This is a genomic window from Methylobacterium aquaticum, assembly GCF_016804325.1.
Lineage (GTDB): Bacteria > Pseudomonadota > Alphaproteobacteria > Rhizobiales > Beijerinckiaceae > Methylobacterium > Methylobacterium aquaticum_C.
Genome location: NZ_CP043627.1, coordinates 2,263,512 through 2,282,619 on the forward strand (window position 1 = coordinate 2,263,512; position 19,108 = coordinate 2,282,619).

The window sequence follows — 19,108 nt, forward strand, 5'->3', positions numbered from 1 at the left end:
CGCATGAGGTTCGGCCCGGTTCCGATCGCGGACGCCCCCGGACTCATCGCCGCCCACTCGGTGCGCGCCGGCGAGGCAGTGGTGAAGAAGGGCCGGGTGATCGGCCCGGACGAAGCGACGCGCCTCGAAGCGGCCGGCATCGCCGAGGTGGTGGCGGTGGCGCTCGAACCGGGCGATGTCGGCGAGGATGCGGCGGCGGACAGGCTCGCGGCGGCCGTCGCCGGGCCGGGCGTCACCGTCGAGCCGCCCTTCACCGGCCGGGCCAACCTCCACGCCGCGCAAGCCGGCCTCCTCGTCCTCGACGAGGCGGTGATCGCCGCGGTGAACCGCATCGACGAATCGGTGACCCTGGCGACCCTGGTGCCGTTCAAGCCGGTGGTGCCCGGCGAGATGGTGGCGACCGTCAAGATCATTCCCTACGCGGTGCCGGGCGCGGTGCTCGACCGGGCGCTAGGCGTGGCCGCGCCGGCGATCCGGGTCGCGCCCTACCGCCTGACGCGGGTGGCCGCGATCTCGACCCTGCTGCCGGGCCTGAAGCCGAGCGTCGTCGACAAGACCCTCCGCACCCTCGACGCTCGCCTGGAGCCGGCAGGCGCCCGGATCGTCGCCGAGTCCCGGGTGCCGCACGAATCCGGTGCCGTGGCCCGGGCCCTGCACGACGCGATCGCACGGGACGGCGCGGAACTGGCGGTGGTGTTCGGTGCCTCGGCCATCGCCGACCGGCGCGACGTGATCCCAGCCGGGATCGAGGCCGCGGGCGGGGTCGTCGACCATCTCGGCATGCCGGTCGATCCCGGCAACCTTCTGCTGCTCGGCCGATTGGGTGAGGCGCCGGTCATCGGCGCGCCGGGCTGCGCCCGCTCGCCGAAGGAGAACGGGTTCGACTGGGTGCTCCAGCGCCTGCTGGCCGGCCTGCCCGTGACCCGCGACGACATCGTCGGGTTCGGGGTCGGTGGGCTGCTGATGGAGATCGTGTCGCGGCCCCAGCCCCGGGCCGGCGGGGAGAGCGCCGACGATGCCTGACCCGGTCGGCACGGTGCTTCTGGCCGCCGGCCGCGGGACCCGCTTCGGCGCGAGCCCGAAGCTTCTGAGCCCCCTCGACGGCAAGCCCCTGGTGCGCCACGCGGCGGAAGCGGCCGTGGCGGCGGATCTCGGCCCCGTGGTGGCGGTGCTCGGCCATGCAGGCGAGGCGGTGCGAGACGCGCTGACCGGCCTGAAGCTGACGCTGGTGGAGAATCCGGATTATGCGGACGGCCTGTCGACCTCGCTCCGCGCCGGGCTCGATGCCCTGCCGGGCGAGATCGCGGCGGCCCTGATTCTCCTCGGCGACATGCCGCGGATCGGGCCCGGCCTGCTCGTACGGCTCGCCGAGGGGTTTCGCACCGCTCCGGTCGCCCCGTCCGCGGTGGTGCCGGTGCGGGACGGGCAGCGGGGCAACCCGGTGCTGCTCAACCGCCGCCTTCTCGCTCCGGGCCTCGCCGCTCTCGACGGTGATCGCGGTGCCGGCCCGCTCCTGGCGCGGCGCGACGATGTTCTGGAACTGCCAGTGGACGAGGCGGGGGTGCTGATCGACGTCGATACGCCGGCGGCCCTGGCCGGCTTGGACCGACCGATCAGGTCGGCAGCCGCGCGGTGAGCACCCGCAGGCCCGCCCCGGCGAACAGCAGCGCGAAGGCGCTTTCGAACCAGCGCCGCAGCCGCTGATAGCCCAGGGCCATCCGGCCATTCGAGAACAGCCAGGCATAGCTGGTGAAGATCAGGGTGCTCTGCAGACCGATCGCGGCGATCACGAGTATCAGTTCGGCCGGCGTGGTCCGAGGCGACAGGCCCAGCGTGTAAAGCGAGCCGAAGAACAGGATCGCCTTCGGGTTGGTCAGGTGCAGGGCGAGGCCCCGGGCATAGGCCCGCGCGGCGGAGGCCTCGGCGACGTGGGGTGTCCGGGCCGCCGAGCCCCGGATCGCGCTGCGCGCCGACCGCCAGGCGAGATACAGCAGGTAGGCGCCACCACAGTAGCGCAGCAGCTCGAGCATCCACACGCTCGACGCCATGACCGCCGCGAGCCCGAGCGCCGCGGCGACCGACCAGGTCAGCGAGCCGGTGACGACGCCGAGCGCGAGCGCGAGGCCGGTGCGCCGCCCGGCCTGCATCGCGGTGTCGGCGATCGCGAGCGTCGCCGGGCCAGGGCTGGCGCTGGCGACGAAGGCGGCGGAGAGGATCAGGGGAAGGTCGATCGAGAGGGACATCGTGTCGGCCCGCCTGTGATGGTCCGCGCCTCACACGGGCCCATCGGCCCCTGTGCGACGGATTTCCGGCTGCGATCGACGCCCGGTGCCGCTGTCGGGCTCCGGACGCACGCCTGACCTCACCCGGACGCGACGGCCGATCTCCGCCTCACGCCCCGGCGGCACCCAGGCTCAGGAGCCCCATCACGGCGGTGAACACCGCGTAGACGAAGCCGAGATTGAGCAGCACGCCGAGAACGCCGACGCCCAGGCCCGCCGCCACCACGACGCCGTCGCGCTCGACGAGGCCAAGGCCGACCAGGGTCACGGCGAGGCCGAGCGGAATCTGGCCGACCAGGGGGGCGGCGACGATCAGCACCAGGGAGAGCACCAGGAGCAGGAGCCCCATGGCGCGCATGCCGATGTCGTTCTCGAACACCCGCAGCCGCGGCCGCGACCAGCGCTCGAGCCGGCGCAGCAGCGGCACCGCGCGGGAGACCGCCCGTTGCAGGTCGGAGCGGGCGATCGAGCGGCCCAGCAGCGCGCGGGGCAGCCAGGGCGCCGACATGCCGGCGGCGATCTGCGCCGCCACGAGCGCCAGGAGCAGGCCGCAGATCAGCGGGATCGGCGGCGGCATCGGCAGGCAATTGGGCAGGCCGAGCAGCACGACGAGGAGCGCGAAGGCCCGGTCGCGCAGAACCGCCACGATGTCGCCGACGGTCAGCCGCTCGGTCTCCTGGGCGGCAAGAACGGTCAGGACCTCGGATGTGCGGGAGAATTGCGTCACGGGGCTCTGGCCGTCGGGTGCCGGGGAGGTGCCCCCGGGCGGGATCGTGGCGTCCTCGGGGGAGGGCGCCGCGCTCGCCGGCGCGGTCGCCCGGCCCCCTCTAGCCCAGTCCGCCGCCCGGGCCAACCCGCGCGCATGGGCGGCCCCCGCACCGAGATCGGCACGGGCCGGCCCTGCGGCGACAAGGGGCCCGAGCCGCCGTCGAAGCGGCCCGGCCGCGGAGAGGATGCGCCTGTGCATGGTTCACCGACGTGAGCGTCCCGCTCCTCGAGGAGCGCGACCGTTGGGGGCCTCACACACGGTCAACCGGGCAATCGTAGGGCAGAGCGCCGAAAAAGCGCCACGCTCCCGGATAAAGCGCCGAGCCCCGGACTTTCAGTGCAGCGTCAGCACCCCGTTCACGGCCTTGAACTCCGCCGGCTTGATCAGGTGCGAATGCGCCACCCGCACCGAATGCAGCGGCCCGTCCAGCTCGCGCTTCCAGAAATCCAGGAAACCGTTGAGCACCGGGAAGCGCGGGGCGAGGTCGTAATCCTGCCAGACATAGGTCTGCAGGACGCCGGGATGATCGGGGATGCGGTAGAGGATGTGGGCCGTGGTCAGCCCGTAACCCTCGATCTGCTGCCGGAACTCCTTGGAGACCATGGAACCTCCTGAGCGTGAGACGATCCTTCTGGGGGTGCAGAGCGCTTTGCCGGCCAAGCGTCCGATGATGCGGTTAATCATTGGTTAAGTTCAAGCACGAACGGCACCTAATTCGTTGATTTTTCAGGCAATAGCAGCCTAGGCGCGCGAGTGCTGACAGTCTCGGGACCGGTCTGCATGCGCGCTTCACGCCGCGATCGGACCGGACGGGGCGGGATCCCGGCACGATCCACCCGACGATAGGTCGTCGGGCGAGATGGCGGGTACCAATGCAAATCTGTGACGTGGTTCCTGTTGCCGCTTGACGTTGCGTTTTATGGAAAAGATATTTCCATTTTCGCGACGCCATGCCTGGTCGCCGTGCCTCTTTCCCCGGTCCATCCCGCCCTGTTCTACGCGGTCGTCGGCCTCGCCTGGCCGGGTGGCGCATGGGCGGACGAGCGGGAGGAGGTGCGGACCGTGCTGTTCGGCAGCCTGGATGCCGGCCGCTCGACCTTCGTCAGCGCCGGGGCCAAGGTCGCCCCGGGCGGGATCGACCGGGACGGCGTCGTGACGCTCGCCACCCTCGGCTACGGCTTGCGGCCGGAACGGGACTGGTGGGGCGATCCGCGGGCGAAGGCCGAGCAGACGCCGCCGCGCACCTTGCGCCACACGGTCCAGGCCGGTGCGGTCGCCGGCTGGCAATGGATGCACGATTGGGGCGTCGCCGCCCTGTTCGCCGGGCCCGAACTCGCCTTCGAGGTGCTGGACAGCCCCGGTACGACGAAACTGCCGGCGCCGCGCTTCGGGGCACGGGTGCAGGGCGAGCTGTGGGCCCGGCCGACCGAGGCGACGCTCCTGACCACGACGCTGATCGCCGGCACCGCCCGCTGGAGCGCCTGGGGCCGGGTCTCGTGGGGCATCCGGCTGCCGGAACTCGGGGCGGCCTATCTCGGTCCCGAGGCCGCGCTCTACGCCGACCGGACCGGCTACCGGAAATGGAGCCTCGGCCTCCACGCCACCGATTTCGCGCTGGCGCGGGTCAGCTTTCGCATCTCAGCCGGCTGGGTCTACGAGGAACAGATCCGGCGCCCGGGCGTCTACGGCACGCTGACCGCCTGGCTGCCCCTCTGACGGGCTCAGCGAATCGAGGAAGCGGGCGGCCTCCACCGCGATCGCCTCGCGCCGCGTCGGCGCCATCTTGTCGAGGGTGCGGTAGGGCATGGCGAGCCGCGGGTTGCCGCGCAGACGATCCTCGTGGGCGATCAGGAAGTTCCAGTACAGGTAGTTGAACGGGCAGGCGGTCTCGCCGGTCTTCGCCTTCACGTCGTAGGCGCAAGTACGGCAGTAATCCGACATCCGGTCGATATAGGCGCCGGACGAGGCGTAGGGCTTCGAGCCGAGGAGCCCGCCATCGGCCCACAACGCCATGCCGTGGACGTTGGGCAGTTCCACCCATTCATAGGCGTCGGCATAGACCACGAGGAACCATTCCTCGACCTGGCGCGGCGCGAGGCCGGCGAGGAGCGCGAAATTGCCCAGCACCATCAGGCGCTGGATGTGGTGGGCATGCGCATGGGCCCTGGTGTCGCGCACGCATTCGGCGAGGCAGGCCATGGCGGTCTCGCCCGACCAGTAGAACCACGGCAGGTCGCGGGTGGCGTCGAGCGCGTTGGTCTCCGGGTAATCCGGCATCCGCGCCCAGTAGAGCCCGCGCACGTATTCGCGCCAGCCGAGGATCTGGCGGATGAAGCCCTCGACGGCGTTGAGGGGCGCCGAACCGTCGCGCCAGCGGCTCTCCGCAGCGCGGCAGACCTCCTCGGCGTCGAGGAGGCCGAGGTTGAGGGCGGGCGCGATCAGCCCGTGATAGAGGAACGGCGTCCCGGACCGCATCGCGTCCTGGTAATCGCCGAACGCGGCCAGGCAATCGTCGAGGAAGTGCCGCAGGGCCTCCAGCGCGTCCCGTCGCGTCACCGGCCAGGCGAAGCCGTCGAGATCGCCGAAATGGTCGGGGAAGCGGCGTGCGACGAGATCCATCACCGCGCGCGTCACCGCGTCGGGCGGGAAGCGGCGGCGCTCCGGCACCGCATGGTCCGCGGGCAGGCGGCGGCGGTTGTCGTGGTCGAAGTTCCAGCGCCCGCCGACCGGCTCGCGCCCCTCCATCAGGAAACCGGTGCGCCGGCGCATGGCGCGGTAGAAGGTCTCCATCCGCAAGGCCTCGCGCCCCTCGGCCCAGCGGGCGAAGACCGGGCGCGGGCACAGGAACCGGGTATCGTCCCGGATCTCGACGGCTAACCCGAACCGCTCCTCCCAGGTGAGCAGCATCGCCTCGACCCGCCACTCGCCGGGCTCCGTCACGACGATGCGGTCGGGCCTGTGGCGGGCGATGGCGCGCTCGACCTCGCCGGTGAACGAGCCGGTATTCCCGGAATCGTCCAGGGCGACGTAGTCGACCGCGATGCCGCGCTCGCCCAGCTCGGCCGCGAAGTGGCGCATGGCGGAGAAGACCAGCACCAGCTTCTGCTTGTGGTGGCGCACATAGGTCGCCTCTTCGAGAACCTCGACCATCAGCACCGTGTCGGCGCCGGGGTCGAGATCGGTCAGGGTGGCGAGCCGCGGATGGAGCTGGTCGCCGAGGACGAGGCGGAGGGTGCGCACGCGCGGTCAGCCTCCCGGTGAAACATTGGCTAACACACGCACCATTGCGACTCCCCTCCGACTGCCCATAACACCCCTAGCTAGGGCGCGTGGTGCCGCCGGACGTCGGGGTGCAGGGAGTTCGCGACGTGAAATTCGCCTTCGCGGGAATCGATTTCCTGGGCGGTGTGTTCGAGGGGCTGGTCGCGTCGGGCTGGCAGCCGATCAAGCTGTTCTCCCGCCCCTGCGACGGGATCTACGACCAGAACGAGGCGGTCGTCGCGCTCGCCCGGCGCCACCGCGTGCCGATCCAGCTCTCGCGCATCCGCGTCTCCGACATCGAGGCCCTGTCGGCCGAGCACGGCCGCGACTGGGCGCTGGTGGTGGCGGGCTATCCGTGGCTGATCACCGGCTGGCCCGGCCGGGTGCGCTACGCCCTCAACATCCATCCCTCGCCGCTGCCGGACGGGCGCGGGCCCTATCCGCTGTTCCGCGCCATCCTCGATTCCTACGAGAGCTGGGGCGTGACCGCCCACGTCCTGGCCGAGGGGGGCTTCGACATCGGCGACATCCTGGCCCAGGACGTCTTCCCGATCTCCGCCGCCGAGACGCACGAGACCCTGCTCGCCCGCTGCCAGATGGCGGCGACGCGGCTCGCCCGCGGGCCGATCGCCCGGGACCTGCCCGGCCTGTGGCGCAAGGCGGAGCCGCAGGGCGACGGCGCCTACTGGCCGCGGGTCACCGACCTCGACCGCACCCTGGATTTCCGCCAGCCGGTCGCCGCCATCCTGCGCCGGGTGCGGGCCTTCGGCTCCATCGAGACCCTGGCGCGGGTCAACGACAACCGGGTCTTCGTGCAGGAGGCCTCCGGCTGGACGGAAGGCCACCGCCACGTCCCCGGGACGGTGGTGCATTCCTACCGCCGCCAACTCCTGGTGGCGGCCCGCGACGGCTACGTGCAGATCACCCGCTGGAGCGCCATCCCGCTCGCCGATGCGGGCAAGACCGGACGCTGACAAAGCCATGCCGAAGATGCGCCGCAAGGGCGACCTGCCGCAGAAGATGTGTGCCCAGTGCGGGCGGCCCTTCGCCTGGCGCAAGAAATGGGAGCGGGTCTGGGACGAGGTGCGCTACTGCTCCGATGCCTGCCGGCGGGCGGCGCACCGGGGCGAGCCGGCGCGGCCGCCCGAGTCTCACACCGCGAAGTAGCTCACGCTTCCAGGTGACGGGCGGGCAAAAGCCGCCAGACCAGTCCGCCGCGGGGCCCGAACAGCATCGAGGCGACGTAGAGGGCGCCGGCGGCGAGCACGATCGCCGGCCCGGTCGGCAGGCTGGCATAGTAGGAGACGAGGAGCCCGGCCACGCTCGCCGTCAGCGCCAGGATCACCGCCATCGGCATCAGCCCGGTGAGGTCGAGGGCCCAGAACCGGGCGGTGATCGCCGGCAGCAGCATCAGCCCGACGGCGAGCAGCGTGCCGAGCGCGGCGAACCCGCCGACGAGGTTGAGCACCACCAGGGCGAGGAAGCCGTAATGCACCGGTCCGCTCGCCCGGCCGACCGAGCGCAGGAACAGCGGATCGACGCATTCCATCACCAGCGGCCGGTAGGCGACGGCGAGGCCCGCCAGGGTCACGGTGGCGATGCCGCCGAGCAGCACCAGGGCGTCGTCGTCGAGGGCCAGCACCGTGCCGAACAGGATGTGCAGGAGGTCGATCGACGAGCCCTTGGCCGAGATCAGCAGCACGCCGGCGGCGAGCGAGATGAGATAGAAGGCGGCGAGGCTCGCATCCTCGCGCAAGACCGTCGAGCGGGCGATGAAGCCGGACAGGAGCGCCACGGCGAGGCCGGCGACGAGGCCGCCGAGCGTCATCGCCGGCAGCGACAGGCCGGCCCACAGGAAGCCGACCGCCGCGCCCGGCAGGATGGCGTGGCTCATCGCCTCGCTCATCAGGCTCATCCGGCGCAGGGTCAGGAAGACGCCGACCGGCGCGGCGCCGACCGACAGGGCGATGCAGCCGGCGAGCGCCCGGCGCATGAACGAGAACTCGACGAAGGGTGCCGTCAGGAAGTCGATCACGCGGCGTGCCCGTGGGTGTGGTCGTGGGCGCCGTGGCCGTGCGGCGCGTGGTCGTGACTGTGCGGCGTTGCGGCCGGGGCGCGGCAGACCGGCGCGTCCTCGTCCCAGGCCTCGCAGAGCCGGCGGGCGCGGCGCAGGTTGTCGGCGGTCAGCGCCTCGTGGGTCGGCCCCCAGGCCACCGCCTCGCGGGCGAGCAGCAGGGTCGAGGGGAAGTGGCGGGCGACCTGGTCGAGGTCGTGCAGCACCGCCACCACGGTGCGCCCTTCCGCGTGCCAGCCATGGACCAGCGCCAGGAGTTCGTCGGTGGTGCGCGCGTCGATCGCCGCGAAGGGCTCGTCGAGCAGGATGACCCGGGCATCCTGGAGCAGGACGCGGGCGAACAGGGCCCGACGCAGCTGGCCGCCCGACAGGGTGCCGATCGGCCGACGCTCGAAACCGGTGAGGCCCACCGCCGCCAGCGCCGCCGCGACGGCGGCCCGGTGTGGCTTCAGCGACCGCCACGGCCCGACCCGGCGCCACAGCCCCATCGCCACGAGGTCGAACACCGCGATCGGAAACGCCCGGTCGATCTCGGCGGCCTGGGGCAGGTAGGCGATGTCCTGCCGCGCCAGCCCCGCGCGGGCGACCTCGCCCTCGAGCGGCGCGATCTCGCCGATGATGCCCTTGAGCAGGGTCGACTTGCCGGCGCCGTTCGGCCCGACCACCGCGATGAGCGATCCGGCCGGGATCGTGCCGTCGACGTGGTGGACCGCCGGATGGCGGGCATAGCCGAGGGTGAGCCCGCGCAGGACCAGGGCGCCGCCGGGGGGGCCTCCAAGGGTACCGTCATGGGCGGAGATCGGGAGCGGCGCCGTCACGCGATCGCCCAGCCGATCAGGGCCCAGAGCGCTCCCGCCAGCAGGGCCGCCACGGCGAGGCGCGGGCCGACCCCGACCCGCAGCAGCGAGAACGGCACGGCCTGGGGCCGCGGGGCGGCATCGTCCCGCAGGGCGGGGGCATGGGAATGCGGCATCGGCGAATCGGTCGCTCGGGTCTCGGGCGCCCTCGGCGGGCGGGCGCGCGGACCCCATATGGGGGCGGCCGGATGGCGCCCCGGTGCGGATCGTTACACTGTAACAGGCGGGGCCTGTCAACCGCCGCCCAGGTGGGGTAGAGCATCACCGGATCGCCCTGCGATCGGACGATGCTCTAGGTTTTTGATTCTGCCGCATTTTCTTCGACGAGCCGGTCTGCACTCCGTCGAAGATGCACTAGGACGGCGCGGGAGGGTGTCGGATGGACGAGCACGGAACCTGCGGGCATCACGGTCACGCGCATGGCGAGGACGGGCACGCCCATGGTCCCGCCCGGACGGCCGACCTGATCGCGCGGGCCGAGCGGCTGGCGCAGGATCTCGGCCTGCAATTCACGTCCCTGCGCCGCCGCACCCTGGAGGTGGTGGCCGAGGAGGGGCGACCCCTCGGCGCCTACGACATCGCCGAGCGCCTGAGCGTCCCGGGCAAGCGGGTCGCCGCGGTCTCGGTCTACCGCGCCCTCGACTTCCTCACCGAGCACGGCCTCGTCCACCGCATCGCCAGCCGCAACGCCTTCGTCCCCTGCGAGCACGGCCACGGCGCCGGCGAGAGCGCGGTGTTCCTGATCTGCCGCAGCTGCGGCAGCGTCGACGAGACGATCTCGGCCGAGATCGAGCGCAGCCTGGACCGGACCCTGGCGCAGGCCGGGTTCAAGCCGGCGAGCCGGATCGTCGAGATCGAGGGCGAGTGCGGGGCGTGCCAGGGGCGGGGAGACGCCGGCTGACGGCGGCCGTCCGGCCCGGGGCCGCGAGCCCGCCAGGATCGACGATTCTTGCCGAAGGCCGAATGCGGCGATCCGCTTCCGCGTCCGGTCGTGGACGGTTCGTTAATGCTCCTCGCGAATGGACCGCCGGCGGTCGGGAGCCTGAGCCCGGTTCGACGCTTCTCACTTCGCATCCCGACTCGCGCGTCGTGATGACGGCGGCTGGCGCTCCTCCGGGCGATCCGAATCCGCCGGTGGGAGTGAAGCGTCCGATGATCCACCAACTCGTCTATTACAGCCGCAACACCGTGCCGGGCGGCGACCGCGCCATGCTGACCAACATGCGCGAGATCCTCTCGATCTCCCAGCGCAACAACAGCCGGGACGGCATCACCGGCTTCCTGATCTTCGACAAGACCTGGTTCGTCCAGATCCTCGAAGGCGAGCGGGCGAGGGTGGCCGGAACCTACGACCGCATCGCCCGGGACCCGCGCCACGCCGCCGCGACGATCGTCAACGTGCGCGACGTGCCGGGACGCCTCTTCCCGAACTGGACGATGGGCGGCGCGATGCGCACGCCGGAGGTCCAGGAAATCTACCTGCAGCATGGGTTCGGCGGTCCGCTGGACCCCACCCACCTCAAGTCCGATCAGGTCGTCGGCCTGGCGCTGGATCTCCAGGCCTTCGAGGCGGGCCGCCGGCACGGGCTGAAGCTCGCGGGCTGATCCGGCGCCGTCCCTCGCCGTTCCGGTGCGACACAGGGAGGGGCGCAGAGGGCGCCCTTCTCATCCCAATGGCCCAATATGCTGACGCATCGGGCCCTTGAGCCATCTCGAATTGTCCATGCCAAGCCAGAGGCTCGACGACAATTCGAGAACGGAAACAAAGGTCGTTTCCACCGACCGTCGGGATCAATACGCGTTCTTGAACGCGCTCCGCGCCACCACCGTCATGACCAGGATCCTAAGGTCGAACCACAGCGACCAGTTGTCGATGTAGAACAGGTCGTGCTCGACCCGGCGCTGCATGTCGGCATCGGTCAGGGTCTCGCCCCGCAGGCCGTTCACCTGCGCCCAGCCGGTGATCCCCGGCCGCACGTTGTGGCGCCTGGCATAGAGCGCGATGCGGCGCTCGAAGCTGCGGTCGTGGGCGACCGCGTGGGGGCGGGGGCCGACCAGCGACATGTCGCCCCGGATCACGTTGAGGAGCTGGGGCAATTCGTCGAGGTTGGTCCGGCGCAGGATGCGGCCGATCCGGGTGATGCGATCGTCGTCCCGGGTTGCCTGGCGGAAGGCGGTGCCGGAATCGGAGCGCATGCTGCGGAACTTGAACACCCAGAACGCCTCCTGGTTGAAGCCGTAGCGCTTCTGGCGGAACAGGCTCGGACCCCGGCTGTCGAGGCGGATCAGGATCGCGATCAGGGCGAGCAGCGGCGAGAGCACCAGCAGCGCGAGGGAGGCCACCACCACGTCGAAGACGCGCTTGGTCGCGACCTCCAGGGCCGAGAGCGGCGCGCGGCCGACATTGATGCCGGTGAGGAGCCCGACCCGGCCGAGGCGCACGTCGCTGAAGCGGTCCATCACCCGGCCCGGGCGCAGGTGCAGGGCGACCGGCACCCGCAGGAAGGCGTCGACGCAGGCCTCCAGATCCTCGACCTCCGCCCAGGGCACCAGCACGAACACGTCGTCGGGGCGCAGGAAGCGCACCACCGAGACGCTGAGATCCAGGTCCTCGGCGAGCTGGGTCCGGCGCGCCTCCGGATCGCCCCCCGGAGGGGCGTCGCGCAGGGTGCTGACGCCGATCACCCTGAGCCCCAGGGCCGCGGTGTCGTGGGTGGCGTAGAAGCTCGCGACGTCGTCCTCGTAGCCGATCAGGTGGATGCGGCGGGCGGAATCGGAGCGCGGGGTGATGAGGTGGCGCACCAGGGCCACGGTGGCGAAGCGGGTCACGACCAGCACCGGCAGGCCGGCGAGGAAGGTCGCGAGCGCCGCGGCGCGGGAATGGTCGCCGGTGGTCTTGCTGAGGAAGCCGAGGACGAGCACCACCGCCCAGGCGGCGAGCCACAGGCTGATGGTCCGGCGCAGATGCGGCGCGCGGGCGAGATAGTTCTCGATGCTGTACTCGCCCCGGGCGACGTTCGGCAGCACCACGAACAGGCCGAGGAACAGCCCGACCGCCAGGGAGGGGCCGAGCTCGGGCTGCCGCTCGTAGGTGACGAGGTGGTAGATCATCTCGCAGGCCAGCCCCGTGAGGGTCACCGCCGCGAGCTCGGCCAGGGCCGCGCCGCCCGCAATGGCGAGCCGCAGGACCGCCCGGCCGCGGCGGGGCAGGAGCGCGTTCCAGACCGCCCGCGCCTCCGACGAGGCGAGGCCCGCGTTGTCGTCTCCCGGGAACCGTTCGTGTCGCATGGCGAGATGACCCGTGACCCGTGCCTGTGCCGGAAGGGGACGGACCGGGCGGGACCGTGCCGTTTCCGCACGCATCCCGGGCCGCCGCCGGCTGATTGCCGGGCAGGCAGCAAGCCCGGGACCGACGGCATCCCAGCCCTGCTTCGGCCGAGGGGACGGGTCAAGACGGCAGGTGTATGAGACACTCGCCGCAACCCCTGGATCGTTGTCGACGGGCGGCGCGGCGCGAGCGGCCGACAGGCCGGCCGGCAAGGGATGGACCCAGCGATGGATGCGCGAGCGAGCGAGGGCGGCGTGGCCGTGGAGATGCCGGCGGCCGCGGGCCGGGGCGTGCCGTCCGGTGCTGCGGCGGCGGGACCGGCGGCTGTGGTGCTCGGGGGCCTGAGCCTGTCGCACCTCCTCAACGACATGATGCAGTCGCTGCTGCCGGCGATCTACCCGCTCCTGAAGCAGGCCTACAGCCTGGATTTCGGCCAGATCGGCGTCCTGACCCTGGCCTTCCAGCTCACGGCGTCGGTGCTGCAGCCGGTGGTCGGCCTGTTCACCGACAAGCGGCCGATGCCGTTCTCGCTCGCCACCGGCATGCTGCTGTCGCTCTGCGGCCTCCTGCTCCTGTCGCATGCGGGGTCGTACGGCCTGCTGATCCTCGCCGCCTGCCTCGTCGGCCTCGGCTCGGCGATCTTCCATCCGGAGGCCTCGCGGGTCGCCCGCCTCGCCTCGGGCGGGCGCTACGGCCTGGCGCAATCGGTGTTCCAGGTCGGCGGCAATGCCGGCACGGCTCTGGGGCCGCTGCTCGCCGCCTTCATCGTCGTGCCGCTGGGCCAGCCGAGCGTCGCCCTGTTCGCGGTCGCGGCGCTGATCGGGTTCGTGGTCCTGAGCCTCGTCGGGCGCTGGTACCGCGACCGCCTGAGGGCCGGCGCCGCCCGGGGCAAGAAGGGCGGGGCGGCTGTCCGCACCCTGCCGCGGGGCAAGGTGGTCGGCACCATCGCGGTGCTCCTGGTGCTGATCTTCTCCAAATACTTCTACATGGCGAGCCTCAGCTCGTACTTCACCTTCTACCTCATCCACCGCTTCGGCGTGTCGGTGCAGGATTCGCAGCTCTACCTGTTCGTGTTCCTCGGCGCGGTCGCGGCCGGCACGGTCGCGGGCGGGCCGATCGGCGACCGGTTCGGCCGCAAGGTGGTGATCTGGGGCTCGATCCTCGGCGTGCTGCCCTTCACCCTGGCGCTGCCGCACGCCAACCTGTTCTGGACCGTGGCGCTGACGGTGCCGATCGGCCTGATCCTGGCCTCGGCGATGCCGGCGATCCTCGTCTACGCGCAGGAATTGCTGCCCGGCCGGGTCGGCCTGGTCGGCGGCCTGTTCTTCGGCTTCGCCTTCGGGATGGGGGGCCTGGGCGCCGCGATCCTGGGCGAGGTCGCCGACCGCACCAGCATCGAGTTCGTCTACGGGCTCTGCGCCTTCCTGCCGGCGGTCGGCCTGCTCGCGGTGTTCCTGCCGCGGCTCGATCGGCCCGGGGCGGCGTGACCCCGGCCGGATGACGGGGACGGGGGCGATCCGCCCCCGCTTATGACCGTTAGCTGGCCATCGTCGGCCGGGGATCGTCAGCCTTCCCGGGCGACGGTCTGGATCGTCTCGAAGCCCTCGAATTGCGGGTGGCCGAGATAGAGCGGCTTCGTTCCCGGGGCGCGGCTATGCGCCTTGCGGAACTGCTCGGAGCGGGTCCAGGCCTCGAAATCCGCCCGCGAGGACCAGATCGTGTGCGAGGCGTAGAGAACGTGGTCCTCGTGTTCCGGCCCGCGCAGAAGGTGGAACTCGACGAAACCCGGCATTTCTCCCAGGTGGCTGTCGCGGCCGAGCCAGACCTGCTCGAAGTCCTGGGCGGCCTCCTTGTAGACCTTGAACCGGTTCATGGCGATGAACATCGCGGGCATCCTCCTGTCCGTTCGGATTAGGCCGTGGAGATGGGAACCATCCCGCCCTCGGCAAGGTGACCCGCCCAGGCCGGCCGGGGTCCATGAGGCGGCAACCTGGGGAGGCTGTGCAACTCAGTATTTTTTCCACGTTTGTTCCCTTGGGGAATTCCCTCGGAGCGTGTAGACGGGATGCGGGTTGCATGGCAGACCCGCACCCGCACCGCGAGACCGACGACAGGACGGCCTCGACCGGGCGGGCATCGCTAGTCTTTCATGTCGTCCGACCGCGGTCCGCGCGCCCTCACGGGGCGAGAGACGCCGGGGTCGGAACGGGACGACGAGGGAATGGAGCGGACCGGATGCGAGGCGTCTTCGCCGCCGGGCCGGGCACGAACATCCGTGGTGTCACCGGAGCGGGGAGCGCCGGCCGTCGCGGGCATGAACGACGCGGGACGGCGGCCCTCTGGAATCGGGGAGGGGGCTTCCGGCAAGCCAGCACGAAGATGTCGAGGACCGATGCCCAAGCAAACCACTGAGGTCGACCGTCTCGTCGGAGTCCGCATCACGGCCCTGCGCAAGGCCAAGGGACTGAGCCAGACCGCCCTCGGCAATGCCGTCGGCGTGACCTTCCAGCAGGTCCAGAAATACGAGAAGGGCCAGAACCGCGTCGGCGCCGGCCGCCTGCGCGAGATCGCCCGGCTGCTGGAAGTGCCGGTCTCGGCCTTCTTCGAGGACCAGGGCGGCAGCGAGTCCGGCGACGACAACGTCTTCGGCTTCCTGAGCGCGCAAGGCGCCATCGAGCTGCTGCGCGCCTACGTGCAGATCGAGGACGAGCAACTGCGCCGCGAGGTTCTGGCGATCGTGCGCTCCGCCGCCCGCCTCGGCCGCCACGCCAGCGCGGCGGGCGGCGAGGACAGCGTCGCGGCCGCCGAATAGCGGCCGCCCGTCGCGCAGGCTCCGGTCAGCGCAGGCCCACCAGGTGGAAGAAGCTGCCGCTGACCCGGCCGCGCCGGTGGCCGGCCAGCCCGAGGGCACGCCCTTCCGCATCCGTCACCTCGGCCAGGGCCTCGTCGGGCCCCGGCGGCGGCGTGAGTTCGCTCGCGTAGTGGAACTCGTGCCCGACCAGGCCCTGCCCCGCGGCACCGAGGGATCCCCCCCCGGCAAGCGTCGCGATCCGGTAGCCGAGATGCAGCCGGCGCCGGGCGTAGGAGGTCGCGACCGGCAGGAGGCCGGCCATGCGGTGGGTCGTTCCCTCGGCATCCTCCAGGCTCTCGCCCAGCACCATGTAGCCGCCGCACTCGCCATGGACCGGCCTCGTTCCGGCAAAGGCACGCAAGCCGTCGAGGAAGCGCGAGGCGGCGGCGATCCGGCCGGCATGGAGCTCGGGATAGCCCCCGGGCAGCCAGCAGGCGTCGCACTCCTCCGGCGGGGGTTCGTCGGCGAGCGGTGAGAACGGCACGATCTCGGCCCCGGCCGCGCGCCAGCCGGCCTCGAGATGCGGGTAGACGAACGAGAACGCGGCATCGCGCGCGACCGCGAGGCGCCGGCCGGGCGGCGGCGGCAGATGCCCGATCGCCGGCTCCGGTACCCTGCCGCCGGCGGCGGCCACGATCGCGTCGAGATCGATCGAGGCCTCGGCCAGATCGGCGAGGCGGTCGAGGCGGGATTCCAGGTCCTCGGTCTCGCTGGCCTGGATCAACCCGAGATGGCGCTCCGGCAGGACCAGAGCGGCCTCCCGCGGCACGGCGCCGAGCACCTTGATTCCGATCCGGGTAAGCCCGACCTCGACGAGACGGCGGTGGCGGGGGCTCGCGACCTTGTTGAGGATCACCCCGGCCAGCGTCAGGCGCGGGTCGTAGGCCCGGACCCCCAGCGCCGTCGCGGCGGCCGATTGCGCGGCGCCCGAGACGTCGAGCACCAGCACGACCGGCCAGCCGTAGCGGGCGGCGATGTCGGCGTTGGCGCCGCTGCGGCCTTCCTCCGCCACCACGCCGTCGAACAGGCCCATCGAGCCCTCGGCGAGCAGCAGGTCGGATTCCGTGCCGGCCCGGCCCGCCACCGCGTCGAGGAGCGCGCCGTCCATGGCGAAGCTGTCGAGGTTGTAGCTCGGCCGGCCGGTGGCGGCGGCGTGGAAGGCGGGATCGATGTAGTCCGGCCCGCATTTCGCCCCGGCGACCGCCCATCCGCGGCGGCGCAGGGCCCGCAGCAGGGCGAGGGTCACGGTGGTCTTGCCGGAGCCGGAACGGGCGGCGGCGATGAGGAGACCGCGGGCAGGGCTTTGGGTCACGAACGAGTCCATCACTGGGCGACACGGCGCGCATTCACCGCGCCGCTCCCGGGTGATACCACGCCGCATGGATGCGACACGACCACGGGAGACCCTGCGCCGCGGCTGGACCACCGGCGCCTGCGCGACGGCCGCCGCCAAGGCGGCTTACGTCGGCCTGGTCACCGGCGCCTTCCCCGATCCGGTCGAGATCGCGCTGCCGAGCGGTGCCCGCCCGGCCTTCGCGCTCGCGCGGAGCGGGCTCGTCGCGGGCGGGGCCTTCGCCGGGGTGGTGAAGGATGCCGGCGACGATCCCGACGTGACCCACGGGGTCCTGGTCCTGGCGACCGTCCGGCGCGGTCCGCCGGGCTCCGGCATCGCGTTCCGGGCCGGTCCCGGCGTCGGAACCGTGACCCGGGCCGGGCTGCCGCTGCCGGTGGGGGAGCCGGCGATCAACCCGATGCCGCGGCGGATGATCGCGGCGGCGATCGCGGAGGCCGCGACCGGCCTCGGCGGTCCGCCGGACGTGGTGGTGGAGATCGCGATCCCCGGCGGCGAGGTTCTGGCCCAGAAGACCCTGAATCCGCGCCTCGGCATCCTCGGCGGCCTGTCGGTGCTCGGCACGACCGGGGTGGTGGTGCCCTATTCCTGCGCCGCCTGGATCGACAGCATCCATCGCGGCATCGACGTCGCCCGGGCCGGCGCCCTCGATCACGTCGCCGGCGCCACCGGCTCGACCTCCGAGGAGGCCGTGGCGCGCCTGCACGGCTTGGCCCCCAGGCCCTGATCGACATGGGCGACTTCGCCGGCGGGATGCTCAAGTACCTGCGCCGCCACCCGGTGCCGCGGGTGACGGTGGCCGGCGGCATCGCCAAGATGGCGAAGCTCGGCCACGGCCTCCTCGACCTGCATTCGCGCTCCGGGCCCGTCGACCTCGCCTGGCTCGCCGAGCGCATCGTCGAGGCCGGAGGCGGGCCGGACCTCGGCTTGCGGGCGGCGGGCGCGAACACCGCGCTGGAGGTGCTGCGCCTGGCGCAAGCGAACGATCTTCCGATCGCCGACCTGATCGCCCGCTACGCCTGGGCGACCGCGGCGCGGGTGCTGGCGGGCTCGGGCAGTTCGCTGGAGGTGGTGGTGTTCGACCGGGAAGGCGGGCTGGTCGGGCGGGCGCCGTTTCATCCGGTGGGGTGAGGGGCGTCGTCGCGTGACGCGCCTAACGGAAGGGATTACATTCAAGCCCTCAGGGACATGCCTTTTAAGGTGATTTTTACTGATAAATATCTAGTATTGATCTAATGGCGACGCGCCATTTTTGCTCACGCCAGCATTCTGGTATCCGAAGCACTCTGGACCTCCGAGTGCCCCATCAAGCTTGGCCGCACTGCAGTCGCATGTTGCAGCAATTCCAAGTATTTAAGACCTTAAAAGGCATGGCCCTCAGGGAGACTACGACGATGGTTGCTTAGGCTCTTGTGAAAACGGAGATCGATGCGTCGACCGAGCGCGAAGCCGCCGTGGCGCTCGAAGCCATGGGGCTGACGGTCTCCGATGCGGTTCGCCTGATGCTCATCCGCGTCGCGCGCGAGGGCACGGTGCCTCTCGATCTCCTCGCGCCGAACGAGACGACGCTCGCGGCGATGCAGGAAGAAGCCCGTGCCGGTCAGCTTCCCCGCTTCGACAGTGTCGAGGCATTGCTGGCCGATCTCCATGCGGACGATTGAGCGCACGGGACAGTTCAAGTTGCAGCATCCCCGGATCGAAATTGGCAAATTCACCTTGCAGCCAGGTCATGCTCGCTGAGGGGCATAAATCGTTATTCGAAGCTGCGCACCAATCTCTCCCATAACTTGAAGCGATGTACTCGAAATTTCTGCCGTGACGGAGTGCATTCCCAGGTCGCCCTCGTACCCGACATTGAAGTAACGTGCCGCAGAGTGCGACCACAACAGCTTCAAATCCGAGGGCATTGCACGAATCAAGCATGCTAACGATGCGATGCAAGAATTGGCATCGCTGTGCATTACGAGTGGCTCAAACGAGAGTAGGCTTGGGCTATTCTGCAAAATAATCAATTGCTGTCGAAAATAATTTGCAATAACTTGGCCGCCGGTCGGACCAATAATATCGATATCGACATTTAGAAACTTCAATGGAGCACTCATTTTTTTCATGCCGGTCAATTCGATCAACTGCAATAATTTATTAATTACTATCAGGTACTGCTTGCTTGATTCGAACATGCAATCCCACACTCGACCTCATCCTGAGGTGTTAGCCCATCGAAGATGGGCTAACCTCGAAGGAGGGCTCCAGAGATCGCTGAGACTTCTGGAGCTCTCCTACGAGGTCAGTCGATCTGCGATCGACTGACACCTCAGGATGAGGTTGCGAATGG

General features: G+C 70.8%; 21 protein-coding genes and 1 pseudogene. 11 read left to right on the plus strand and 11 right to left on the minus strand.

Annotated elements, in window-relative coordinates:
• Positions 1 to 3 precede the first annotated feature (3 nt).
• Together F1D61_RS10105 and F1D61_RS10110 are read left to right on the plus strand one after the other, a co-directional pair.
• Positions 4 to 1,023: a molybdopterin-binding protein gene (locus tag F1D61_RS10105; protein WP_203157726.1), complete on the plus strand. Its 1,020-nt coding sequence runs from the start codon at positions 4 to 6 to the stop codon at positions 1,021 to 1,023.
• Positions 1,016 to 1,636 (plus strand): nucleotidyltransferase family protein, encoded by a 621-nt coding sequence (locus tag F1D61_RS10110; protein WP_203157727.1) that lies wholly within the window; start codon positions 1,016 to 1,018, stop codon positions 1,634 to 1,636. The genes F1D61_RS10105 and F1D61_RS10110 overlap by 8 nt, the downstream gene beginning before the upstream one ends.
• Here the strand turns inward: F1D61_RS10110 and F1D61_RS10115 are convergent.
• The 3 genes from F1D61_RS10115 to F1D61_RS10125 form a co-directional block, all read right to left on the minus strand.
• Positions 1,614 to 2,243 (minus strand): LysE family translocator, encoded by a 630-nt coding sequence (locus F1D61_RS10115; protein WP_203157728.1) that lies wholly within the window; start codon positions 2,241 to 2,243, stop codon positions 1,614 to 1,616. The genes F1D61_RS10110 and F1D61_RS10115 overlap by 23 nt on opposite strands.
• A 148-nt stretch (positions 2,244 to 2,391) precedes the next feature.
• Positions 2,392 to 3,009, minus strand: a complete 618-nt coding sequence (locus F1D61_RS10120) for an exopolysaccharide biosynthesis protein (protein ID WP_203159003.1) — start codon at positions 3,007 to 3,009, stop codon at positions 2,392 to 2,394.
• A gap of 375 nt (positions 3,010 to 3,384) precedes the next feature.
• Positions 3,385 to 3,654, minus strand: coding sequence for an usg protein (locus tag F1D61_RS10125; RefSeq protein WP_203157729.1), 270 nt, complete (start codon positions 3,652 to 3,654; stop codon positions 3,385 to 3,387).
• Between the two features lie 360 nt (positions 3,655 to 4,014).
• On the opposite strand from F1D61_RS10125, the gene bcsS reads away from it, so the two are divergent.
• Positions 4,015 to 4,767 (plus strand): cellulose biosynthesis protein BcsS, encoded by a 753-nt coding sequence (bcsS, locus tag F1D61_RS10130; RefSeq protein ID WP_246775810.1) that lies wholly within the window; start codon positions 4,015 to 4,017, stop codon positions 4,765 to 4,767.
• Here the strand turns inward: bcsS and F1D61_RS10135 are convergent.
• Positions 4,690 to 6,291, minus strand: coding sequence for a cryptochrome/photolyase family protein (locus tag F1D61_RS10135; RefSeq protein ID WP_203157730.1), 1,602 nt, complete (start codon positions 6,289 to 6,291; stop codon positions 4,690 to 4,692). The genes bcsS and F1D61_RS10135 overlap by 78 nt on opposite strands.
• 128 nt (positions 6,292 to 6,419) lie before the next feature.
• On the opposite strand from F1D61_RS10135, the gene F1D61_RS10140 reads away from it, so the two are divergent.
• On the plus strand, positions 6,420 to 7,286 hold the full coding sequence (locus F1D61_RS10140) for a methionyl-tRNA formyltransferase (RefSeq protein ID WP_203157731.1): 867 nt from the start codon (positions 6,420 to 6,422) through the stop codon (positions 7,284 to 7,286).
• 7 nt (positions 7,287 to 7,293) lie between these two features.
• Positions 7,294 to 7,479 (plus strand): DUF2256 domain-containing protein, encoded by a 186-nt coding sequence (locus tag F1D61_RS10145; protein ID WP_203157732.1) that lies wholly within the window; start codon positions 7,294 to 7,296, stop codon positions 7,477 to 7,479.
• 1 nt (position 7,480) lies between these two features.
• Here F1D61_RS10145 and F1D61_RS10150 read toward each other — a convergent pair whose 3' ends face one another.
• The 3 genes from F1D61_RS10150 to F1D61_RS10160 are packed head-to-tail and all read right to left on the minus strand — an operon-like array spanning position 7,481 to position 9,359.
• The gene (locus tag F1D61_RS10150) at positions 7,481 to 8,305 is read right to left on the minus strand and encodes a metal ABC transporter permease (RefSeq protein ID WP_203159005.1); all 825 of its coding nucleotides are present in this window, start codon (positions 8,303 to 8,305) and stop codon (positions 7,481 to 7,483) included.
• A gap of 38 nt (positions 8,306 to 8,343) precedes the next feature.
• Entirely contained in the window at positions 8,344 to 9,204 is an 861-nt protein-coding gene (aztA, locus tag F1D61_RS10155; RefSeq protein ID WP_246775811.1) for a zinc ABC transporter ATP-binding protein AztA, read from the minus strand.
• Positions 9,201 to 9,359 (minus strand): hypothetical protein, encoded by a 159-nt coding sequence (locus F1D61_RS10160; RefSeq protein WP_203159403.1) that lies wholly within the window; start codon positions 9,357 to 9,359, stop codon positions 9,201 to 9,203. Before F1D61_RS10160 ends, aztA begins: the two co-directional genes overlap by 4 nt.
• 263 nt (positions 9,360 to 9,622) lie before the next feature.
• On the opposite strand from F1D61_RS10160, the gene F1D61_RS10165 reads away from it, so the two are divergent.
• A complete protein-coding gene (locus F1D61_RS10165) occupies positions 9,623 to 10,144 on the plus strand; it encodes a Fur family transcriptional regulator (protein ID WP_203157733.1) in 522 nt (173 codons plus the stop codon).
• Between the two features lie 251 nt (positions 10,145 to 10,395).
• Positions 10,396 to 10,848: a BLUF domain-containing protein gene (locus F1D61_RS10170; RefSeq protein ID WP_203157734.1), complete on the plus strand. Its 453-nt coding sequence runs from the start codon at positions 10,396 to 10,398 to the stop codon at positions 10,846 to 10,848.
• 186 nt (positions 10,849 to 11,034) lie between these two features.
• Here the strand turns inward: F1D61_RS10170 and F1D61_RS10175 are convergent, their stop codons facing one another.
• Positions 11,035 to 12,531: an undecaprenyl-phosphate glucose phosphotransferase gene (locus F1D61_RS10175; protein ID WP_203157735.1), complete on the minus strand. Its 1,497-nt coding sequence runs from the start codon at positions 12,529 to 12,531 to the stop codon at positions 11,035 to 11,037.
• A gap of 267 nt (positions 12,532 to 12,798) precedes the next feature.
• On the opposite strand from F1D61_RS10175, the gene F1D61_RS10180 reads away from it, so the two are divergent.
• Positions 12,799 to 14,058: an MFS transporter gene (locus F1D61_RS10180; protein ID WP_203157736.1), complete on the plus strand. Its 1,260-nt coding sequence runs from the start codon at positions 12,799 to 12,801 to the stop codon at positions 14,056 to 14,058.
• A gap of 77 nt (positions 14,059 to 14,135) precedes the next feature.
• Here the strand turns inward: F1D61_RS10180 and F1D61_RS10185 are convergent, their stop codons facing one another.
• Positions 14,136 to 14,456, minus strand: a complete 321-nt coding sequence (locus F1D61_RS10185; RefSeq protein WP_203159007.1) for an antibiotic biosynthesis monooxygenase family protein — start codon at positions 14,454 to 14,456, stop codon at positions 14,136 to 14,138.
• A 507-nt stretch (positions 14,457 to 14,963) separates the two neighbouring features.
• On the opposite strand from F1D61_RS10185, the gene F1D61_RS10190 reads away from it, so the two are divergent.
• On the plus strand, positions 14,964 to 15,383 hold the full coding sequence (locus F1D61_RS10190) for a helix-turn-helix domain-containing protein (RefSeq protein ID WP_203157737.1): 420 nt from the start codon (positions 14,964 to 14,966) through the stop codon (positions 15,381 to 15,383).
• A gap of 25 nt (positions 15,384 to 15,408) precedes the next feature.
• Here F1D61_RS10190 and F1D61_RS10195 read toward each other — a convergent pair whose 3' ends face one another.
• On the minus strand, positions 15,409 to 16,734 hold the full coding sequence (locus F1D61_RS10195) for a cobyrinate a,c-diamide synthase (RefSeq protein WP_246775812.1): 1,326 nt from the start codon (positions 16,732 to 16,734) through the stop codon (positions 15,409 to 15,411).
• 67 nt (positions 16,735 to 16,801) lie between these two features.
• Between F1D61_RS10195 and F1D61_RS10200 the strand changes: the two are divergent.
• Both F1D61_RS10200 and F1D61_RS10205 read left to right on the plus strand, forming a co-directional pair.
• Positions 16,802 to 17,904, plus strand: a pseudogene (locus F1D61_RS10200) (cobalt-precorrin-5B (C(1))-methyltransferase).
• 281 nt (positions 17,905 to 18,185) lie between these two features.
• Positions 18,186 to 18,434 (plus strand): type II toxin-antitoxin system RelB/DinJ family antitoxin, encoded by a 249-nt coding sequence (locus F1D61_RS10205; protein ID WP_203157739.1) that lies wholly within the window; start codon positions 18,186 to 18,188, stop codon positions 18,432 to 18,434.
• A gap of 66 nt (positions 18,435 to 18,500) precedes the next feature.
• On the opposite strand, the gene F1D61_RS10210 is transcribed toward F1D61_RS10205, so the two are convergent.
• Entirely contained in the window at positions 18,501 to 18,953 is a 453-nt protein-coding gene (locus F1D61_RS10210; protein WP_203157740.1) for a hypothetical protein, read from the minus strand.
• Positions 18,954 to 19,108: the final 155 nt, after the last annotated feature.